Consider the following 15,989-nt stretch of genomic DNA (forward strand, 5'->3'; position numbering starts at 1 on the left):
GTCATGCCATCCGTTTCAGTTTGGGGTCGAGCGCGTCGCGCAGCCCGTCGCCGAGCAGGTTGATCGCGAGCACCGAAATCAGGATCGACAGGCCCGGCATCGTCACGATCCACCACGCGTTGTCGATGTAGTCGCGCGCGGAGGCCAGCATCGCGCCCCACTCGGCGGTCGGCGGCTGCACGCCGAGGCCGAGGAAGCCGAGCGCGGCCGCGTCGAGGATCGCCGACGAGAAGCCGAGCGTCGCCTGCACGATCAGCGGCGCCGTGCAGTTGGGCAGCACCTGCGAGAACATCAGGCGCAGCGTGCCGGCACCGGCCACGCGCGACGCCGTCACGTATTCCTTCTGCAGCTCGCCGAGCGCCGATGCGCGCGTGAGGCGCACGTAGGCCGGCAGCGCGACGATCGCGATCGCGAACATCGTGTTGGTGAGGCCCGGGCCGATGATCGCGACGACCGCGACCGCGAGCAGCAGCGACGGCAGCGCGAGCAGCACGTCCATGATGCGCATCACGGGCGTGTCGGCCCACTTCTGGAAGAACGCGGCGACGAGCCCGAGCACGATGCCCGGGATCAGTGCGAGCACGACCGACACGAAGCCGATCCAGAACGACATCCGCGCGCCGAACATCAGCCGCGAAAGGATGTCGCGGCCCGCTTCGTCGGTGCCGAGGATGAATTGCCAATTGCCGCCGGCGAGCCACGCGGGCGGGATCTTCACGTAGTCGCGGTATTGTTCGACCGGGCTGTGCGGCGCGATCAGCGGCGCGAGCAGCGCGACGAGGATCAGCACGATCACGACGATGCCGGCGCCGACGGCGCCGCGGTTGCGCGAGAAGTTGGCCCAGAACTCGCGCAGCGCGAGCGCACGGCCGCCGGCCGGCGCGGATTCGGTCGGCAGGGTATTTTGCAGATTGCTCATGGAATTACCTCGTGTGGCGGATGCGCGGATTCAGCACGCCGTACAGCAGGTCGACGACCAGGTTCACGACGATCACGAGCGTCGCGATCAACAGGATGCCGCCCTGGACGACCGGATAATCGCGGCGGCCGATCGCATCGATCAGCCACTTGCCGACACCGGGCCACGAAAAGAGCGTCTCGGTCAGCACCGCGCCCGCGAGCAGCGTGCCGATCTGCAGGCCGATCACGGTGACGACCGGGATCAGCGCGTTGCGCAGCGCATGCACGACGACCACGCGCACGGGCGACAGCCCCTTCGCGCGTGCGGTGCGGATGTAATCCTCGCGCAGCACTTCGAGCATCGACGAGCGCGTCATCCGCGCGATCACCGCGAGCGGGATCGTGCCGAGCACGATCGCGGGCAGGATCAGGTGGCTGACCGCCGACTTGAACGAGCCTTCGTCCGGCGCGAGCAGCGCGTCGATCAGCATGAAGCCCGTCGGATGCGGGAAATCGTATTCGACGGCGATGCGCCCCGACACGGGCGTCCAGCCGAGGTACGACGAAAAGACCATGATGAGGATCAGCCCCCACCAGAAGATCGGCATCGAGTAACCGGTGAGCGCGGTCCCCATCACGCCGTGGTCGATCACCGAGCCGCGCCGCAGCGCGGCGATCACGCCGGCCGGCAGCCCGACCGCGAGCGCGAACACGAGCGCGCACAGCGACAGCTCGACGGTCGCCGGGAAGCGCGCGAAGAATTCGCCCGCGACGCTCGTGTTGGTGATGATCGACGTGCCGAGGTCGCCATGCAGCGCCCGGCCGATGTAGTGGATGTACTGCATGGGCAGCGGCTGGTCGAGCCCGAGGCGTTTCATCGCCTCCGCATGCATCGCGGGATCGACGCCACGCTCGCCCATCATCACTTCGATGGGGTCGCCCGGTATCAGGTGAATCAGCGCAAACGCCAGGATGGTGATGCCGATGAAGGTCGGGATCACCATGCCCACGCGGCGCAACACGAATCTGAACATGATGCGTCTCGTATTTTCTTGTGGGAAATGTGCGACCGGCGACGGGAAGCTTTTGGCCTCCCGCCGCCGGATGAGTTAGCCGGTCTTCGCGACAGCTTACGACAGGCGCGTTACTTCACGCTAACACCGTCGAAGCGGGCATAGCCGAGCGGTTCGATACGCATGTCGACCACGTTCTTGCGCACCGGCTGGTAGACCGTCGAGTTCGCGATCGGCGAGAACGGCAGCTGTTGCGCGAAGATCTGCTGGGCCTGCGTGTAGAGCTTCGTCCGGGCGTCCTGACCCGTCGTCGTGCGGCCCTTCTGGACCAGCTCGTCGAACGGCTTGTAGCACCAGTGCGAGAAGTTGTTGCCCTTGATCGCCTCGCAGCCGAGCAGCGTGCCGAGCCAGTTGTCCGGATCGCCGTTGTCGCCCGTCCAGCCGATCAGCATCGTATCCTGCTCGCCCGTGTGCGCGCGCTTGATGTACTCGCCCCACTCGTACGTGACGATCTTCGCCTTCACGCCGATCTTCGCCCAGTCGGCCTGGATCATCTCGGCCATCAGGCGGGCGTTCGGGTTGTACGCGCGCTGCACGGGCATCGCCCACAGCGTGATCTCGAAACCGTTCGGGAAACCTGCCTTCGCGAGCAGCGCCTTCGCCTTCGCGGTGTCGTAGGCGGCCATCTTCAGGTTCTTGTCGTACGACCATTGGGTCGGCGGCATCGGCGCGGTCGCGGCCTGGCCGGCGCCCTGGTAGACGGACTCGAGGATCGCCTTCTTGTTGATCGCCATGTCGAGCGCCTGACGCACTTCGAGCTTGTCGACCGGCTTGTGCTCGACGTTGTACGCGAGGTAGCCGAGGTTGAAGCCCGCCTGCGACGGCATGTCGACGTTCGCGTCGGCCTTCAGCGTCGCGATGTCGGCCGGACGCGGATAGCTCATCACCTGGCATTCGTTGCGCTTGATCTTCTGCACGCGCACGCCCGGATCCGGCGTGATCGAGAAGATCAGCTTCGACAGCTTCACTTCGCCCTTCTTCCAGTAATCAGGATTGCCGTCGAAACGGATCGTCGCGTCCTTCGTGTAGCTGCGGAAGATGAACGGGCCCGTGCCGATCGGCTTCTGGTTGATGTCGGCGGCCTTGCCGGCCTTCATCAGCTGGTCGCCGTATTCGGCCGACAGGATCGACGCGAATTCCATCGCCATGTTCTGGATGAACGGCGCATTCGGCTCGGCCAGCGTGAACTTCACGGTGTACGGATCGACCTTCTCGACCTTCGTGATCAGCTTGTCGAGGCCCATGTCGGTGAAGTACGGGAACGACACCGGGTACGCCTTGCGGAACGCCTGGTTCGGATCGAGCATGCGCTCGAACGTGAACAGCACGTCGTCCGCGTTGAATTCGCGCGTCGGCTTGAAGAAGTCGGTCGTGTGGAACTTCACGCCGTGGCGCAGATGGAACGTATACACCTTGCCGTCGGACGACACGTCCCACTTCTCGGCAAGGCCCGGCTCGACCTTCGTGCCGCCGCGCTCGAATTCGACGAGACGGTTGTAGACGGTGAACGTGGCGGCGGTGAAATCGACGCCGGTCGTGAATTGCGCGGAATCGAAACCCGCCGGGCTGCCTTCTGAGCAGTAGACGAGCGTTTTGTTCGGGATCTGTGCGAATGCAGAGCCCGCGACGCCGAGCGATGCCGCTGCCACGCCTGCAATGGCTGTAACACGCAGGGTGTGCAACAGACGGTTGTATTCCATGTTTCCTCCAGGTCTCCAGATCGGAACCGTTCCCGCCAGGGTCCGGCGTACGCGGATATTACTTGAGCTAGCGACGCTGCAACAAGCTGGAGAAAAAACTCTTCTCGACGCCCTTGCGCGGGTTTTTGCCGATGTTTCGCCCCCGCGGGAAATGCGAGAACGCGCGCGAACGGCAGTTCCGTTCATCCGGCGCAAGTTTCGTTCGACAACTAAACAATTCGGGCGCGAACGCATGGGGGGCGGCGGCTGTTTTCATCGTTTTGCCACCCGTCCATCATTGCGTTTTGCGAAACGATCCGATGACCGTCTTCGATCCGTCGGTCACACCGGCGCATCGAGGTCGGCGCTGCGCGCGGGCACGAACGCGACCGCGACGATCGACAGCGCGATGCCGGCCATCACGTAGTAGGTCGGCGCGAGCGGCGTGCCCGTGACCTTGATCAGCCACGTGACGATGAACTGCCCGAAGCCGCCGAACAGCATCACCGCGACGTTGTATGCGATCGACAGCCCGGTCGAGCGCACGTTGGCCGGGAACAGCTCGGCGATCATCGCGCCGAACGGCCCGTAGTAGCCCGCGAGCGTCACCGACAGCACGGCCTGCACCGCGATCAGCCGCCCGATGCTCGGCGCCGCGTCGAGCCACGCGAACAGCGGATACATCAGCGCGAGCGTCAGCACCAGCGACCACAGCGACAGCCCCTTGCGGCCGATGCGGTCGGACCATGCGCCCGCGACCGGCGACAACACCATCAGCAGCAGGTTGCCGACGATCACCGCGTAGAACGATTCCGCGTACGGCAGCTTCAGCTGTTTCACCGCGAAGGTCGGCAGATAGCTGATCAGCACGTAGATCGTCACCGTCAGCGCGATCACCGAGCCGAGCCCGCACAGCACCTCGCGCGGGTGGCGCGTGAACACTTCGCCGAGCGTCGCGCGGCGCGCGCTCTGCTGCGCATGCAGGAACGCCTCGGAATCGGCGAGATGGCGGCGGATGTAGAAGCCGATCGGGCCGATCAGGAGCCCGAGGACGAACGGCACGCGCCAGCCCCAGCTGCGCAGCGCGTCGTGCGACAGCCCGCGCGTGACGGCCGCGCCGACGAGCGCGCCGATCAGCAGCGCGGCCGCCTGGCTCGCCATCTGCCAGCTGCCGTAGAAGCCGCGTTTCGAGAACGGCGCGGCTTCGATCAGCAGCGCCGTCGCGCTGCCGAATTCGCCGCCCGCGGAAAAGCCCTGCAGCAGCCGGCCGAGCACGATCAGGATCGGGCCGCCGATGCCGATCGCCGCATAGGGCGGCGCGATCGCGAGCAGGAAGATGCCGGCGGTCATCAGCAGGATCACGAGCGACAGCGCGGCCTTGCGGCCCGCGCGATCCGCGTACAGCCCGAACACGATGCCGCCGATCGGGCGCATGAAGAACGCGACGCCGAACGTCGCGGTGGTGAGGAGCAGCGACGAGTATTCGCTGGAGGTCGGGAAGAACAGCTCGGCGATCACGACGGTCATGAAGCCGAACACCGTGAAGTCGTACCACTCGAGCGCGTTGCCGATCACGGCGGCGGCCACCGCGCGGCGGTTCAGCGCACGCTCGGGCCGCACCGTTTTGGTTGAATTCGCAATCGTCGCCATGCGTGTGTCGTCCTCGTGAATTCACCGTATCGGGCGGCGCGTCGCGCGGGTGGGCCGCGGCGCGCAGGTTTGCAGCGAGTGTAGAAAGCGACGGAACCGTTTTCAAGCAATAAAAAACGCCCGCCATCGTTCGACGGCGGGCGTTGTGCGGTTTTCGCCACAATGCGGCATCGCACGATGCCGCACCGGCCTCAACCCATCTTCGAGAAGGCGCTGCACCAGCCCTTCGCCGACACCTGCTTGCCGGGGAAGGCGCCGCACGGGCCCGAAGCCGAGCCCTTCTTGCCCTGGTACAGCATGCAGGCCGCGCAATCCTGGCCCGCGGCGTATTTCGGGTACTTCGTCTTGTCGACCTTGGTGGCATCGGCCTTGTAGCCGAGCGCCACGGCGGTCGGATCCGTCTCCGACAGCATCGGCGCATCGGCCAGCGCTTCGCGCGACAGCGCCAGCGCGGACACGGCACCAATGCTCGTAATCAGGAAACTCCGACGGGATGTTTTCATGGGGGACTCGCTCCAACGTTATCGATTTGAAAGCTGTTCTGGCGACAGCCGTTCGACAGAATAACGCTCAAGCGAATAAATGTGCGCGCCGAAATTCCGGAGATAAGGGATTTCGCACTGCCGTCACGCGCGCCGCGTCAACGGCGGGCGGTCATCTCTCCCACACGCTGCGCGAGCGCGAGCGACGCGGTGAGCCCCGGCGACTCGATGCCGAACAGGTTCACGAGCCCGCGCACGCCATGCTGCGCGGCGCCCTGCACGATGAAATCGGCCGGCGGCTCGCCGGGCCCCGCGAGCTTCGGCCGGATGCCCGCGTACGCCGGCTGCAGCGCGCCGTCGGGCAGGCCCGGCCAGAACGCGCGGATCGACGCGTAGAACGCGCCCGCGCGCGCCGGATCGACTTCGTAGCGCAGCGAATCACACCACTCGACGTCCGGGCCGAAGCGCGCCTGCCCGCCGAGATCGAGCGTCAGGTGCACGCCGAGCCCCGCGCGATCGGGCATCGGGTAGATCAGGTGCGAGAACGGCGCGCGGCCCGACAGGCTGAAGTAATTGCCGCGCGCGAGATAGAGCGGCGGCACCCAGCGCGGGTCGAGCCCGTGCGTGCGGCGCGCGAGCGCCTGCGCGCCGAGCCCCGCGCTGTTGATCACGCATGCGGCCTCGATCTCGGTCGGCGCGTCGCCGCCCGTGCGCACGACGAAGCGCCCGCCGCGCAGCACGTCGATCGATTCGACCGGGGATTTCAACGCGCACATCGCGCCGTCGCGCTGCGCGTCGCCGAGCAGCCCGAGCATCAGCTGGTGGCTGTCGACGATGCCCGTCGACGGCGAGAACAGCGCCTCCACGCATTCGAGCGCGGGCTCGAGCGTCTGCGCCTCGGCACGCGTGAGCGGCAGCAGGTCGAGCACGCCGTTTTCGACCGCGCGCGCGGCGATCGCCTTCAACTGCTTCACCTGCGCGGCGCTCGTCGCGACGAGCAGCTTGCCCGCACGCCGGTGCGGCACGTGATGCGTTTCGCAGAATTCGTACAGCATGTCGCGGCCATGCACGCACGACGTCGCCTTCAGCGACCCGCGCGCGTAATAGAGCCCCGCGTGGATCACTTCGCTGTTGCGCGAACTCGTGCCCGTGCCGATCGCGTCGGCCGCCTCGAGTACGATCGTTTCACGCCCGCGCGCGGCCAGTTCCCGCGCGATCGCCAGACCGACGACGCCCGCGCCGATCACGACACAATCCATCTGCTCCATGACATTTCGCGCCGCTAACGCGTCGAAGGGGGAGAAGAGAATTGTACGTCCCGGTTCATTCGCTTGCCGAACCCGGTTGCATCGCGTCGCGACGGGGCCGCCGGCGGCGCGGCGGCGCGTGCAGCGCGCCCACCCCGCGGCCGTGCACGCGCCAGCGTGTCAGAAGCCGATCGGCCGGCGCTTCTGGGCGCCTTCGTCCGCGCGGATGTCGTGCGGCCCGATCGCATCGCGGCCGTCGAGCCGTGCGGCGCCGAATGCGTGCAGCAGCGCGCGGCGCATCGTGCGCGGCGGCGTCGCGGCCAGCACGTCGAGCGCGTCGTCGCCGAGCGTGTCGGGGAAGCGCTGCCCCCACGCATGCGACGTGCGGATCTCGTCGTAGATCGTCTGCGCGATCCGGCGCGCGCCGGCCGCATCGGGCGGCGCGATCTCGTACACGTTCATCCGGTTGAGCAGCGGCTCCGGAATCGCCTGCGCGTCGTTCGCGGTCGCGATCCAGATCACGTTGCCCGCATTGATCGGCACTTCCGCGAATTCGTCCACGAACGCGCGCGCCGTGTCGTGTTCGAGCAACGCGTACAGCGCGCCGAGCGGATCGTATTGCGCATCGCTGCCGGCCTTGTCGATCTCGTCGACCGCGATCACCGGGTTCGCGTAGCTGCCGTTCACGAGCGCCTCGAACACCTTGCCGGGCTTCGCGTTCTTCCATTGCGACGACGCGCCCGACAGGATCCAGCCGGCCGTCAGCGAACTCATCGGCACGTAGTGGTACGCGGTGCCGAGCAGGTGCGCGAGCGCCTTCGCGAAATGCGTCTTGCCGATCCCGGGCGGCCCGAGCAGCAGGATCGGCATCAGTTCGAGCCGGTCGTCCGTTTCGAGGCACAGCGCGACCTGCTTGCGCACGTCGTCGAGCGGCTCGCCGAAATTCGGCAATGCTTCGCCGAGCTCATCGAACGACGGCATCCGGTTCGGCTTCACGCAGAAGCGCAGATTCCCCGTCTTGAGCATCCGCTCGTAAGTGGCGCGCAGTGCGTCGCTCGCGCTCTCGTTCAGGTCGCTCAGCGCCGTCTCGACCTGCTCGAGGTCGTACACCGTGCTGAAGGAGGCCACCGCCAGTTCATGTTTCACCATCGCCGTCGTCATACCAACCTCGCTGCACTTGCCATCACATGATCATCAGACCCTTACGATTTCAGTGTAGCGATCCCGCATCACCGCGCAAGCAAGCAGCCGGGCGAGTCTGCTGCTAACACCGCGCGCGCGCTGCACGGCCGCGCGCCGCGGCGTATGATCGTCGGTTCACCCACCCGCCGCGCCGGCGTTGCCGACGGCGCCCGCGCGGCGCGTCGCCCGATGGCCCGAAGGTATGCCGATGTCCGTCCCCACTGCTTCCCCGCGCGTTCATGCCGATGCGATCGACGCCGTCGACGCGGCGCTCACGTCGCGCCGCGCGATCCGCGCCTTCCTGCCGACGCCCGTGCCGCGCGACACGCTCGAGGCGATCCTCGAAGCCGCGAGCCGCGCGCCGTCGGGCACCAACATCCAGCCGTGGCGCGTGTACGTCGCGACGGGCGCCACGCGCGATGCGCTCGCCGCCGCGCTGACCGCGGCGCACGACGATCCCGCGCGCGACGAGAAATACGTCGCCGAATACGACTACTACCCGCGCGAATGGGTGTCGCCGTATGTCGACCGGCGCCGCAAGGTCGGCTGGGACCTGTACGGCCTGTTGAACATCGGCCGCGACGAGAAGGCGCGCATGCATGCGCAGCATGCGCGCAACTTCCGTTTCTTCGATGCGCCGGTCGCACTGTTCTTCACGCTCGACCGCGTGATGACGCACGGCGCGTGGCTCGATTGCGGGATGTTCCTGCAGGGCGTGATGACGGCCGCGCGCGCACGCGGGCTCGACACCTGCCCGCAGGCCGCGTTCGTGCCGTTTCACCGGATCATCGCCGAGCACCTCGGCATTCCCGCCAACGAACAGTTCGTCTGCGGGATGTCGCTCGGCCACGCGGACCCCGACGCGATCGAGAACCGCCTCGTCACCGAGCGCGCGCCCGTCGCCGAGTTCGCGCGCTTCTTCGCTTGAAAACGCGTGCGGCGGCCCTACCTTTCCGGCAGGACCGCATCGTGCGGCGAACCTGTCGCCGCCTGTCCTGTCACATCACGATCGAAATCGATCGGGCGTAAGATGTGCGTCCGTTCCCCGTTATCGCGCGTTTCCGGAGACGTTTCATGCTGAAACACGGCCTGGCCGTCCTGCTTGCGAGCGTCGCGCTCGCCGCCCATGCGCAAAGCCCCGCGCCGGCCTCCGTCGCGTGGGAGATCCAGGTGGTGCGCGACGGTCAGACGATCGACACGTTCCAGCAGCGCACCACCGTCGGTCAGAGCCGCACGGATACCCATCGTTATCCGTCCGCCGTGCCGGTCGGCTGCGGCAATGCCGCGCGCGTCGTGCCGGCCGAGCGCACGCGTTCGGTCACCGTCGCGCCGCTCGCCGTCGATGCCGGTGCGAACACGGTGTCGCTCGCGCTCGACGTGCAGGAAACGCTCGACGACGAAAACGCGACGCGCAGCGATCCGTGCATACCGGCGTCGCCGCGGCAGATCGTCGCGAGCCATCCCGGCCTGTCGGTCGGCGGCGATGCGTGGACCGACTGGACGCTCGTCGAGCAGCATCCGCACCTCGTGTACCGCGTGCGTGCGCACGTCGCGAAGGACTGAGCGTCATGTCCGCCGACGCCCTGTCCCTGCCGTTCGCCGAACCGCACGCCGCGCCCGACGAAATCACCGCGGTCAGCTGGAACCTGCACAAGGGCCGCTCGCCGCTCGGCTTCACCGCGTGGAACGCGATGCGCAACTGGATGCAGTCGACGCACGCCGACGTGTATTTCCTGCAGGAAGCGATGGCGCGCCGCATGCCGCGCCCCGTGCTCGCGCCCGGCTTCGGTGCGCAGATGGACGACGCGGTCGACGACGTGTGGCATTGCCAGGCCACCGAGATCGCGCATGCGCTCGACTGGCAGATCGCGCTCGGGCCGAACGTCTTCAAGCCGTCGTGGCGGCACGGCAACGCGATCCTGTCGCCGCACCCGCTCGACCTCGGCGGCCGCTGGGACATCTCCGCGCACCGCTTCGAGCGGCGCGGGCTGCTCGTCGCGCGCGCGACGCTCGCGGGCGCGCGCCCGGTCACGCTGCTGTGCGCGCACCTCGCGCTCACGCGCGCCGCGCGGCTGCGCCAGATGCACTGGATCGCGCACTGGATCGTGCGCAACGCGGGCGACGGCCCGCTGATGCTCGCCGGCGACTTCAACGACTGGCGCAACGACTCGGTCGCGCTGTTCGGCGAGATCGGGATGTCCGAGGTCGCGACGCTGCTCGGCGAATCGGGCCGCACGTTCCCCGCGTTCTCGCCGGCGCTCGCGCTCGACAAGATGTTCGTGCGCGGCCTGACGCCGCTCGAATGGCGCGCGCCGTCCGGCGAGGCCGCGTGGCTGTCCGACCACCTGCCGTACATCGCGCGCCTGCGGCTCGATCCGCAATAGCGGCCCGCTCGCGCGCCGCCGAAGCGCGGCCGCGCCGCGCGCGCTACAGTAACGGCTTGCCCATTCCGCCCTCGCCCCGCCGCCGGGCCGCGCCGCCATGACCTACCTGCCGATCCTGCTGCAGATCGCCGTCGTCTACCTCGTCGCGGCGATCACGCCCGGCCCGAATTTCTTCATGATTTCGCAACTGTCTCTCGCCGGCCGGCGCAGCCTGGGCGCCGCGTCGGCGCTCGGCGTCGGCACCGCGTCGGTCGCGTGGGCGACGCTCGCGATGCTCGGTCTCGCGGCCGTGCTGCACCAGGTCGAATGGCTGTACGAGGCGATCCGGATCGGCGGCGCCGTGTATCTCGTGTATTTCGGCTTGAAACTGCTGCGCGCGGGCGTGCGCCGCGACGCGGCGCCGGTCGACGCGCCGGACGCCGCCGCGCCGCTGGCCGCGCCGCAGGCGCGCGACTACCTGCGCGCGTACCGCAGCGGCCTGTTCACGTGCCTGACGAACCCGAAGTCGTGCGCGTTCTGGACCAGCGTGTTCGCGGCGATGCTGCCCGCGCACGTGCCGCTGTGGTTCGACGGCGCGGTGCTGGTGACGATCGGCGTGCTGTCGGCCGGCTGGTATTCGTGCGTCGCGTACCTGTTCGCGAGCCCGCGCGCGCAGCGCGGCTACCGGCGCGTGCGGCGCCCGCTCGACGCGCTGTGCGGCGTCGCGCTCGTCGGCCTCGGCGCGAAACTCGCGGCCGATCGCTGAAAGCTCGTTGCAAGCATTTGTTGCGCCAAATCCGCGCAGCCGCGGGGGTCAAGCCCGCGATCGGCGTCAACAGGGTAAAATAACGAGTTCCTCAAACGTCTGTCATCGAGAAGGCGCGTGTCCGACGCGCCGGCCGGCCGATCCAGGATCGGGCCGTCGCACTCGGTTTTTTTGCCCGTTTTTGGGCCCGTTACACGCGTTCGCCACGCGCGTCCGTTTTCAAAGCCATGAGCAAATACGACACCGCCACCGTCCAATCCGTCCATCACTGGACCGACACGCTGTTCAGCTTCACCTGCACCCGTGAGGCGAGCCTGCGCTTCAACAACGGCGAATTCACGATGGTCGGCCTCGAGGTCGACGGCAAGCCGCTCGCGCGCGCCTACTCGATCGTCAGCCCGAACTACGAAGAGCATCTCGAATTCTTCAGCATCAAGGTGCAGAACGGCCCGCTGACGTCGCGCCTGCAGCACCTGAAGGTGGGCGACACCGTGCTGATCGGCAAGAAGCCGACGGGCACGCTGGTCGCCGACAACCTGCTGCCGGGCAAGACGCTGTGGATGCTGTCGACGGGCACGGGCCTCGCGCCGTTCATGTCGATCATCCGCGATCCGGAGATCTACGAGCGCTTCGACAAGGTGATCCTGACGCACACGTGCCGCCTGAAGGGCGAGCTCGCGTACATGGACTACATCAAGCACGACCTGCCGGGCCACGAGTACCTCGGCGACATCATCAAGGAAAAGCTCGTCTACTACCCGACGGTCACGCGCGAAGCGTTCGACAACGAGGGCCGGATCACCGACCTGATCGCGACGGGCAAGCTGTTCACGGATCTCGACGTCCCGCCGTTCTCGCCGGAAAACGACCGCGTGATGCTGTGCGGCAGCACCGCGATGCTGAAGGACACGACCGACCTGCTGAAGCAGGCCGGCCTCGTCGAAGGCAAGAACAGCGCACCGGGCCACTACGTGATCGAGCGCGCGTTCGTGGACTGATCGGTCCCCAGATTTGCGCATCGTCAAGAACCGGAGCAAAAGCTCCGGTTTTTTTTCGTCCGCACTTGGCGAATTCGTAACAAACTGGGACCATCTCATCTCAAATAGTTACATTTGGATACGTCATCGCCGGGTCGTCGGGTGTCAGTGTTTTTCCTACAACAGGTTCATTCCGATTATTCACATTTACCCTTAAATGTCCGCCCGACATGACCTTTTCGGAAATTTTGAGATATTATTCGGCGCGCGTGGTTGTCGTTCGAATGAGAGTGGAAGGGTCGGATGCAAGTGTTACAAGGTGTAACTTTTGTTACCTCGGCATGGAGCGATTCTCTGGCGGCGACCGTCATCGAAACGGCAGCCGATTCACGCAGCCAGCCGGTGTCTGAACCGCTTTCTGACAGCAGGGAGAGTCATGGATACGTCGCTTAACGCGCCCGCGGGCGCCCACGCCCCGTTCCCGTCGCAGCAGCGCGTGCCCAACCGCGCCGCGACTCCGCCCGTTCCCGACACCGCGTCCGGACGCGACGCCTCCGCCGCACGGATCGCGGCCCTGTCCGCCCAATTGCTCGCCGCCGACGAAGCCGCCCGCCGCCATCTGGCCGGCGAGCTGCACGACGGGCTCGGCGCCGAATTGACCGCTGCCCGTTTCGCCCTCGCAAACGTTCAAACGTGGCTGCCGGCCGATGCGCCGGACGGCTGCCTGCGCGCGCTGGAGCTGGCGCAGCAGGCGCTCGACGCCGCCACCGACGCGAATCGCCGGCTGATCGACGAACGCGACACGCCGGCGCTCGACGCGGGCATGATCGGCGCGCTGTCGTCGTGGATCGACACGCACGCGGCGCGCACCGGCCTGCGCACGAGCTTCGTGTGTGCGGCCGACGCGCGCCTCACGCAGATCGCCGGCGCCAGCGCACTCGCGATATTCCGCGTCGCGCAGGAAGCGCTGTCGAACGTCGCGAAGCACGCCCGCGCGACGTCGGTCGACGTACGGATCGTCACCGACGGCACGCATCTGTCACTGATTGTCGCCGACGATGGGACCGGTTTCGCGCGCAGCCGCCGCACCGGCTACGGCCTCGCCGGCATGCGCGCCCGCTGCGAGGCCTTCGGCGGCGGCTTCGAGACGGCCACGCCGGAAACCGGCCGCGGCACGCGCGTCACCGCCCGTTTCGCGTGGGATTCGCTGCTCGCGGTGCCCGTCGCGGCCCGCCGCGCGTCGCTTTCGTGAGGTCGTCATGAGCCTGAACATCCTGCTCGTGGACGATCACGCGATCGTCCGGCAAGGGATTCGCCAGCTGCTGATCGACCGCGGCATCGCGCGCGACGTCACCGAGGCCGAGACCGGCGGCGACGCGATGGCGGCCGTCGACAAGCAGGAATTCGACGTGATCCTGCTCGACATCTCGCTCCCGGACACCAACGGCATCGAGGTGCTCAAGCGCCTCAAGCGCAAGCTGCCGCGCACGCCGGTGCTGATGTTCTCGATGTACCGCGAGGACCAGTACGCGGTACGCGCGCTGAAGGCCGGCGCGGCCGGCTACCTGTCGAAGACGGTCAACGCCGCGCAGATGATCGGCGCGATCCAGCAGGTCGCGGCCGGCCGCAAGTACGTGAGCCCCGCGATGGCCGAGGCGCTCGCCGAATACGTGTCGTTCGAGAACGAGCCGCTGCCGCACGAGAAGCTGTCCGACCGCGAATACCAGACGCTCTGCATGCTCGCGTCGGGCAAGCGGCTCACCGACATCGCGAACACGCTGTCGCTGTCCGTGAAGACGGTGAGCGTGTACCGGTCGCGGCTGCTCGAGAAGATGCGGCTGTCGAACAACGCGGAACTCACGTTCTACGTGATGAGCAACCGGCTGGTCGACATGGCGCCCGCGACCGGCGCCTGACCGGCCCGCCGGCGTTGGGCCGGCCCGATTGGCTCGCCACCTCGGATTCGTCCGATTCCACGACGCGGCACGCGCCGCGTCGCCTTCAAACCGCCCCCCGTTTCGCGCGCAAGCGCTTGTTTTTCCGGACGATTCCGCGACACGCCGCTGCGCCGCAGCGGGTCTTGTTCGTCAAATCGGCTAAAATTACGGGTTTTCACTCAGTCAGCGCGCCGCCCCTGCGCGCGCCGGCGATTCATCCGCAATGTCTCTCTTCCGCAAGAAAAACGTCGATCGCATGATCGCCGGCGCGCACGCCGCCGGGCTCAAGAAAGCGCTCGGCGCGATCGACCTCACCTTCCTCGGCATCGGCGCGATCATCGGCACCGGCATCTTCGTGCTGACCGGCACCGGCGCCGTGCAGGCCGGCCCCGCGCTGATGCTGTCGTTCGTGATCGCCGCGATCGCGTGCGGCCTCGCGGCGCTGTCGTACGCGGAATTCGCGTCGACGATCCCCGTCGCCGGCTCGATCTACACGTATTCGTACGCGACGCTCGGCGAGCTCGTCGCGTGGATCATCGGCTGGGACCTGATGCTCGAGTACGGCCTCGCGTCGTCGGCCGTGTCGGTCGGCTGGTCGGGCTACCTGCAGTCGCTGCTGCAAGGGTTCGGACTGTCGCTGCCGACCGTGCTGACGGCCGCGCCCGGCGCCGTGCCGGGCGTCGTCACGTGGTTCAACCTGCCCGCGTTCCTCGTGATGATCGTGATCACGACGCTGCTGTCGATCGGCATCCGCGAGTCGACCCGCATCAACAACATCATGGTGTTCATCAAGGTGTCGGTCGTGCTGCTCGTGATCGCGGTCGGCCTGTTCCACGTGACGCCCGCGAACTGGAAGCCGTTCATGCCGCACGGCTGGAACGGCGTGTTCGGCGCCGCGGCCGTGATGTTCTTCGCGTTCATCGGCTTCGACGCGGTGTCGTCGGCGGCCGAGGAGGTGAAGAACCCGAAACGCGACCTGCCGATCGGCATCATCGCGTCGCTCGCGGTGTGCGCGGTGCTGTACGTGACGGTCGCCGCGGTCGCGACCGGCATCGTGCCGGCGGCCCGGTACGCGAACATCTCGCACCCGATCTCGTACGCGCTGCAGGTTGCCGGCGAGACGTGGGTCGCGGGCTTCATCGATCTCGGCGCGGTGCTCGGCATGCTGACCGTGATTCTCGTGATGAGCTACGGCCAGACGCGCGTGATCTTCGCGATGTCGCGCGACGGGCTGCTGCCGGCGATGCTGTCGCGCGTGCACCCGCGCTACGCGACGCCGTTCCTGACGACCTGGCTCGTCGGCCTGTTCTTCGGGCTGATCGCCGCGCTCGTGCCGCTCAACGTGCTCGCCGAACTGATCAACATCGGCACGCTCGCGGCATTCTCGATGGTGTCGATCGCGGTGCTCGTGCTGCGCCGCACGCACCCCGACCTGCCGCGCGCGTTCCGCTGCCCGGGCGTGCCCGTGGTGCCGATCCTCGCGGTCGCGGCGTGCCTGTTCCTGATGCTGAACCTGCAGCCCGTCACGTGGGCCGCATTCGGCATCTGGCTCGTGATCGGTCTCGCGATCTACTTCCTGTACTCGCGGCACCACTCGAAGCTCGCGCACGGCCACCACGACGCGCACTGAGCGCCGTCGTCGCGCGCCCATGCCGCGCGACGACGAACGCGACAGCCGCGGGGCCGCCACCGGCCCTGCGCGCGCCCTCCCCCGAACCGGCCAGGCGCCGTTC

At 67.5% G+C, this 15,989-nt stretch carries 15 protein-coding genes; 8 read left to right on the forward strand and 7 right to left on the reverse strand.

What is annotated here, in order from left to right; all coding sequences use genetic code 11:
• Position 1 precedes the first annotated feature (1 nt).
• From VXM69_RS18360 to VXM69_RS18390, 7 genes are all read right to left on the reverse strand, one after another.
• Positions 2–919 carry an ABC transporter permease subunit gene (locus tag VXM69_RS18360; RefSeq protein ID WP_034190292.1) on the reverse strand — a complete coding sequence of 306 codons (918 nt, stop codon included), beginning with the start codon at positions 917–919 and terminating at the stop codon, positions 2–4.
• A 4-nt stretch (positions 920–923) separates the two neighbouring features.
• Positions 924–1,934, reverse strand: a complete 1,011-nt coding sequence (locus VXM69_RS18365; RefSeq protein WP_034190291.1) for an ABC transporter permease subunit — start codon at positions 1,932–1,934, stop codon at positions 924–926.
• A gap of 110 nt (positions 1,935–2,044) precedes the next feature.
• Complete coding sequence (locus VXM69_RS18370; RefSeq protein WP_034190290.1) at positions 2,045–3,673, reverse strand: ABC transporter substrate-binding protein; 1,629 nt, start codon at positions 3,671–3,673, stop codon at positions 2,045–2,047.
• A 321-nt stretch (positions 3,674–3,994) separates the two neighbouring features.
• Positions 3,995–5,302 (reverse strand): MFS transporter, encoded by a 1,308-nt coding sequence (locus VXM69_RS18375; RefSeq protein WP_367189983.1) that lies wholly within the window; start codon positions 5,300–5,302, stop codon positions 3,995–3,997.
• A 191-nt stretch (positions 5,303–5,493) separates the two neighbouring features.
• Positions 5,494–5,805: a high-potential iron-sulfur protein gene (locus VXM69_RS18380; protein WP_021163765.1), complete on the reverse strand. Its 312-nt coding sequence runs from the start codon at positions 5,803–5,805 to the stop codon at positions 5,494–5,496.
• Between the two features lie 137 nt (positions 5,806–5,942).
• The gene (locus tag VXM69_RS18385; protein ID WP_367189984.1) at positions 5,943–7,052 is read right to left on the reverse strand and encodes an NAD(P)/FAD-dependent oxidoreductase; all 1,110 of its coding nucleotides are present in this window, start codon (positions 7,050–7,052) and stop codon (positions 5,943–5,945) included.
• Positions 7,053–7,211: 159 nt separating this feature from the next.
• Positions 7,212–8,192 carry an AAA family ATPase gene (locus tag VXM69_RS18390; RefSeq protein ID WP_034190287.1) on the reverse strand — a complete coding sequence of 327 codons (981 nt, stop codon included), beginning with the start codon at positions 8,190–8,192 and terminating at the stop codon, positions 7,212–7,214.
• A 229-nt stretch (positions 8,193–8,421) separates the two neighbouring features.
• Here VXM69_RS18390 and VXM69_RS18395 point away from each other — a divergent pair, with 229 nt between their 5' ends.
• From VXM69_RS18395 to VXM69_RS18430, 8 genes are all read left to right on the forward strand, one after another.
• Positions 8,422–9,141 (forward strand): nitroreductase, encoded by a 720-nt coding sequence (locus tag VXM69_RS18395; protein ID WP_034190342.1) that lies wholly within the window; start codon positions 8,422–8,424, stop codon positions 9,139–9,141.
• 146 nt (positions 9,142–9,287) lie between these two features.
• Positions 9,288–9,776 carry a hypothetical protein gene (locus VXM69_RS18400; RefSeq protein WP_059561530.1) on the forward strand — a complete coding sequence of 163 codons (489 nt, stop codon included), beginning with the start codon at positions 9,288–9,290 and terminating at the stop codon, positions 9,774–9,776.
• Positions 9,777–9,781: 5 nt separating this feature from the next.
• Positions 9,782–10,597, forward strand: a complete 816-nt coding sequence (locus tag VXM69_RS18405) for an endonuclease/exonuclease/phosphatase family protein (protein WP_034190285.1) — start codon at positions 9,782–9,784, stop codon at positions 10,595–10,597.
• Between the two features lie 97 nt (positions 10,598–10,694).
• The gene (locus VXM69_RS18410; RefSeq protein WP_069245721.1) at positions 10,695–11,342 is read left to right on the forward strand and encodes a LysE family transporter; all 648 of its coding nucleotides are present in this window, start codon (positions 10,695–10,697) and stop codon (positions 11,340–11,342) included.
• Positions 11,343–11,569: 227 nt separating this feature from the next.
• Entirely contained in the window at positions 11,570–12,340 is a 771-nt protein-coding gene (locus VXM69_RS18415) for a ferredoxin--NADP reductase (protein WP_034190283.1), read from the forward strand.
• Positions 12,341–12,755: 415 nt separating this feature from the next.
• A complete protein-coding gene (rqpS, locus tag VXM69_RS18420) occupies positions 12,756–13,571 on the forward strand; it encodes a quorum system sensor histidine kinase RqpS (RefSeq protein ID WP_049036700.1) in 816 nt (271 codons plus the stop codon).
• 7 nt (positions 13,572–13,578) lie between these two features.
• Entirely contained in the window at positions 13,579–14,235 is a 657-nt protein-coding gene (gene rqpR, locus VXM69_RS18425; RefSeq protein WP_049036699.1) for a response regulator transcription factor RqpR, read from the forward strand.
• Positions 14,236–14,479: 244 nt separating this feature from the next.
• Positions 14,480–15,886, forward strand: a complete 1,407-nt coding sequence (locus VXM69_RS18430) for an amino acid permease (protein WP_059561522.1) — start codon at positions 14,480–14,482, stop codon at positions 15,884–15,886.
• The last annotated feature ends 103 nt before the right edge of the window (positions 15,887–15,989 follow it).

It is taken from the genome of Burkholderia sp. Ed8, assembly GCF_040761425.1.
GTDB lineage: Bacteria > Pseudomonadota > Gammaproteobacteria > Burkholderiales > Burkholderiaceae > Burkholderia > Burkholderia seminalis.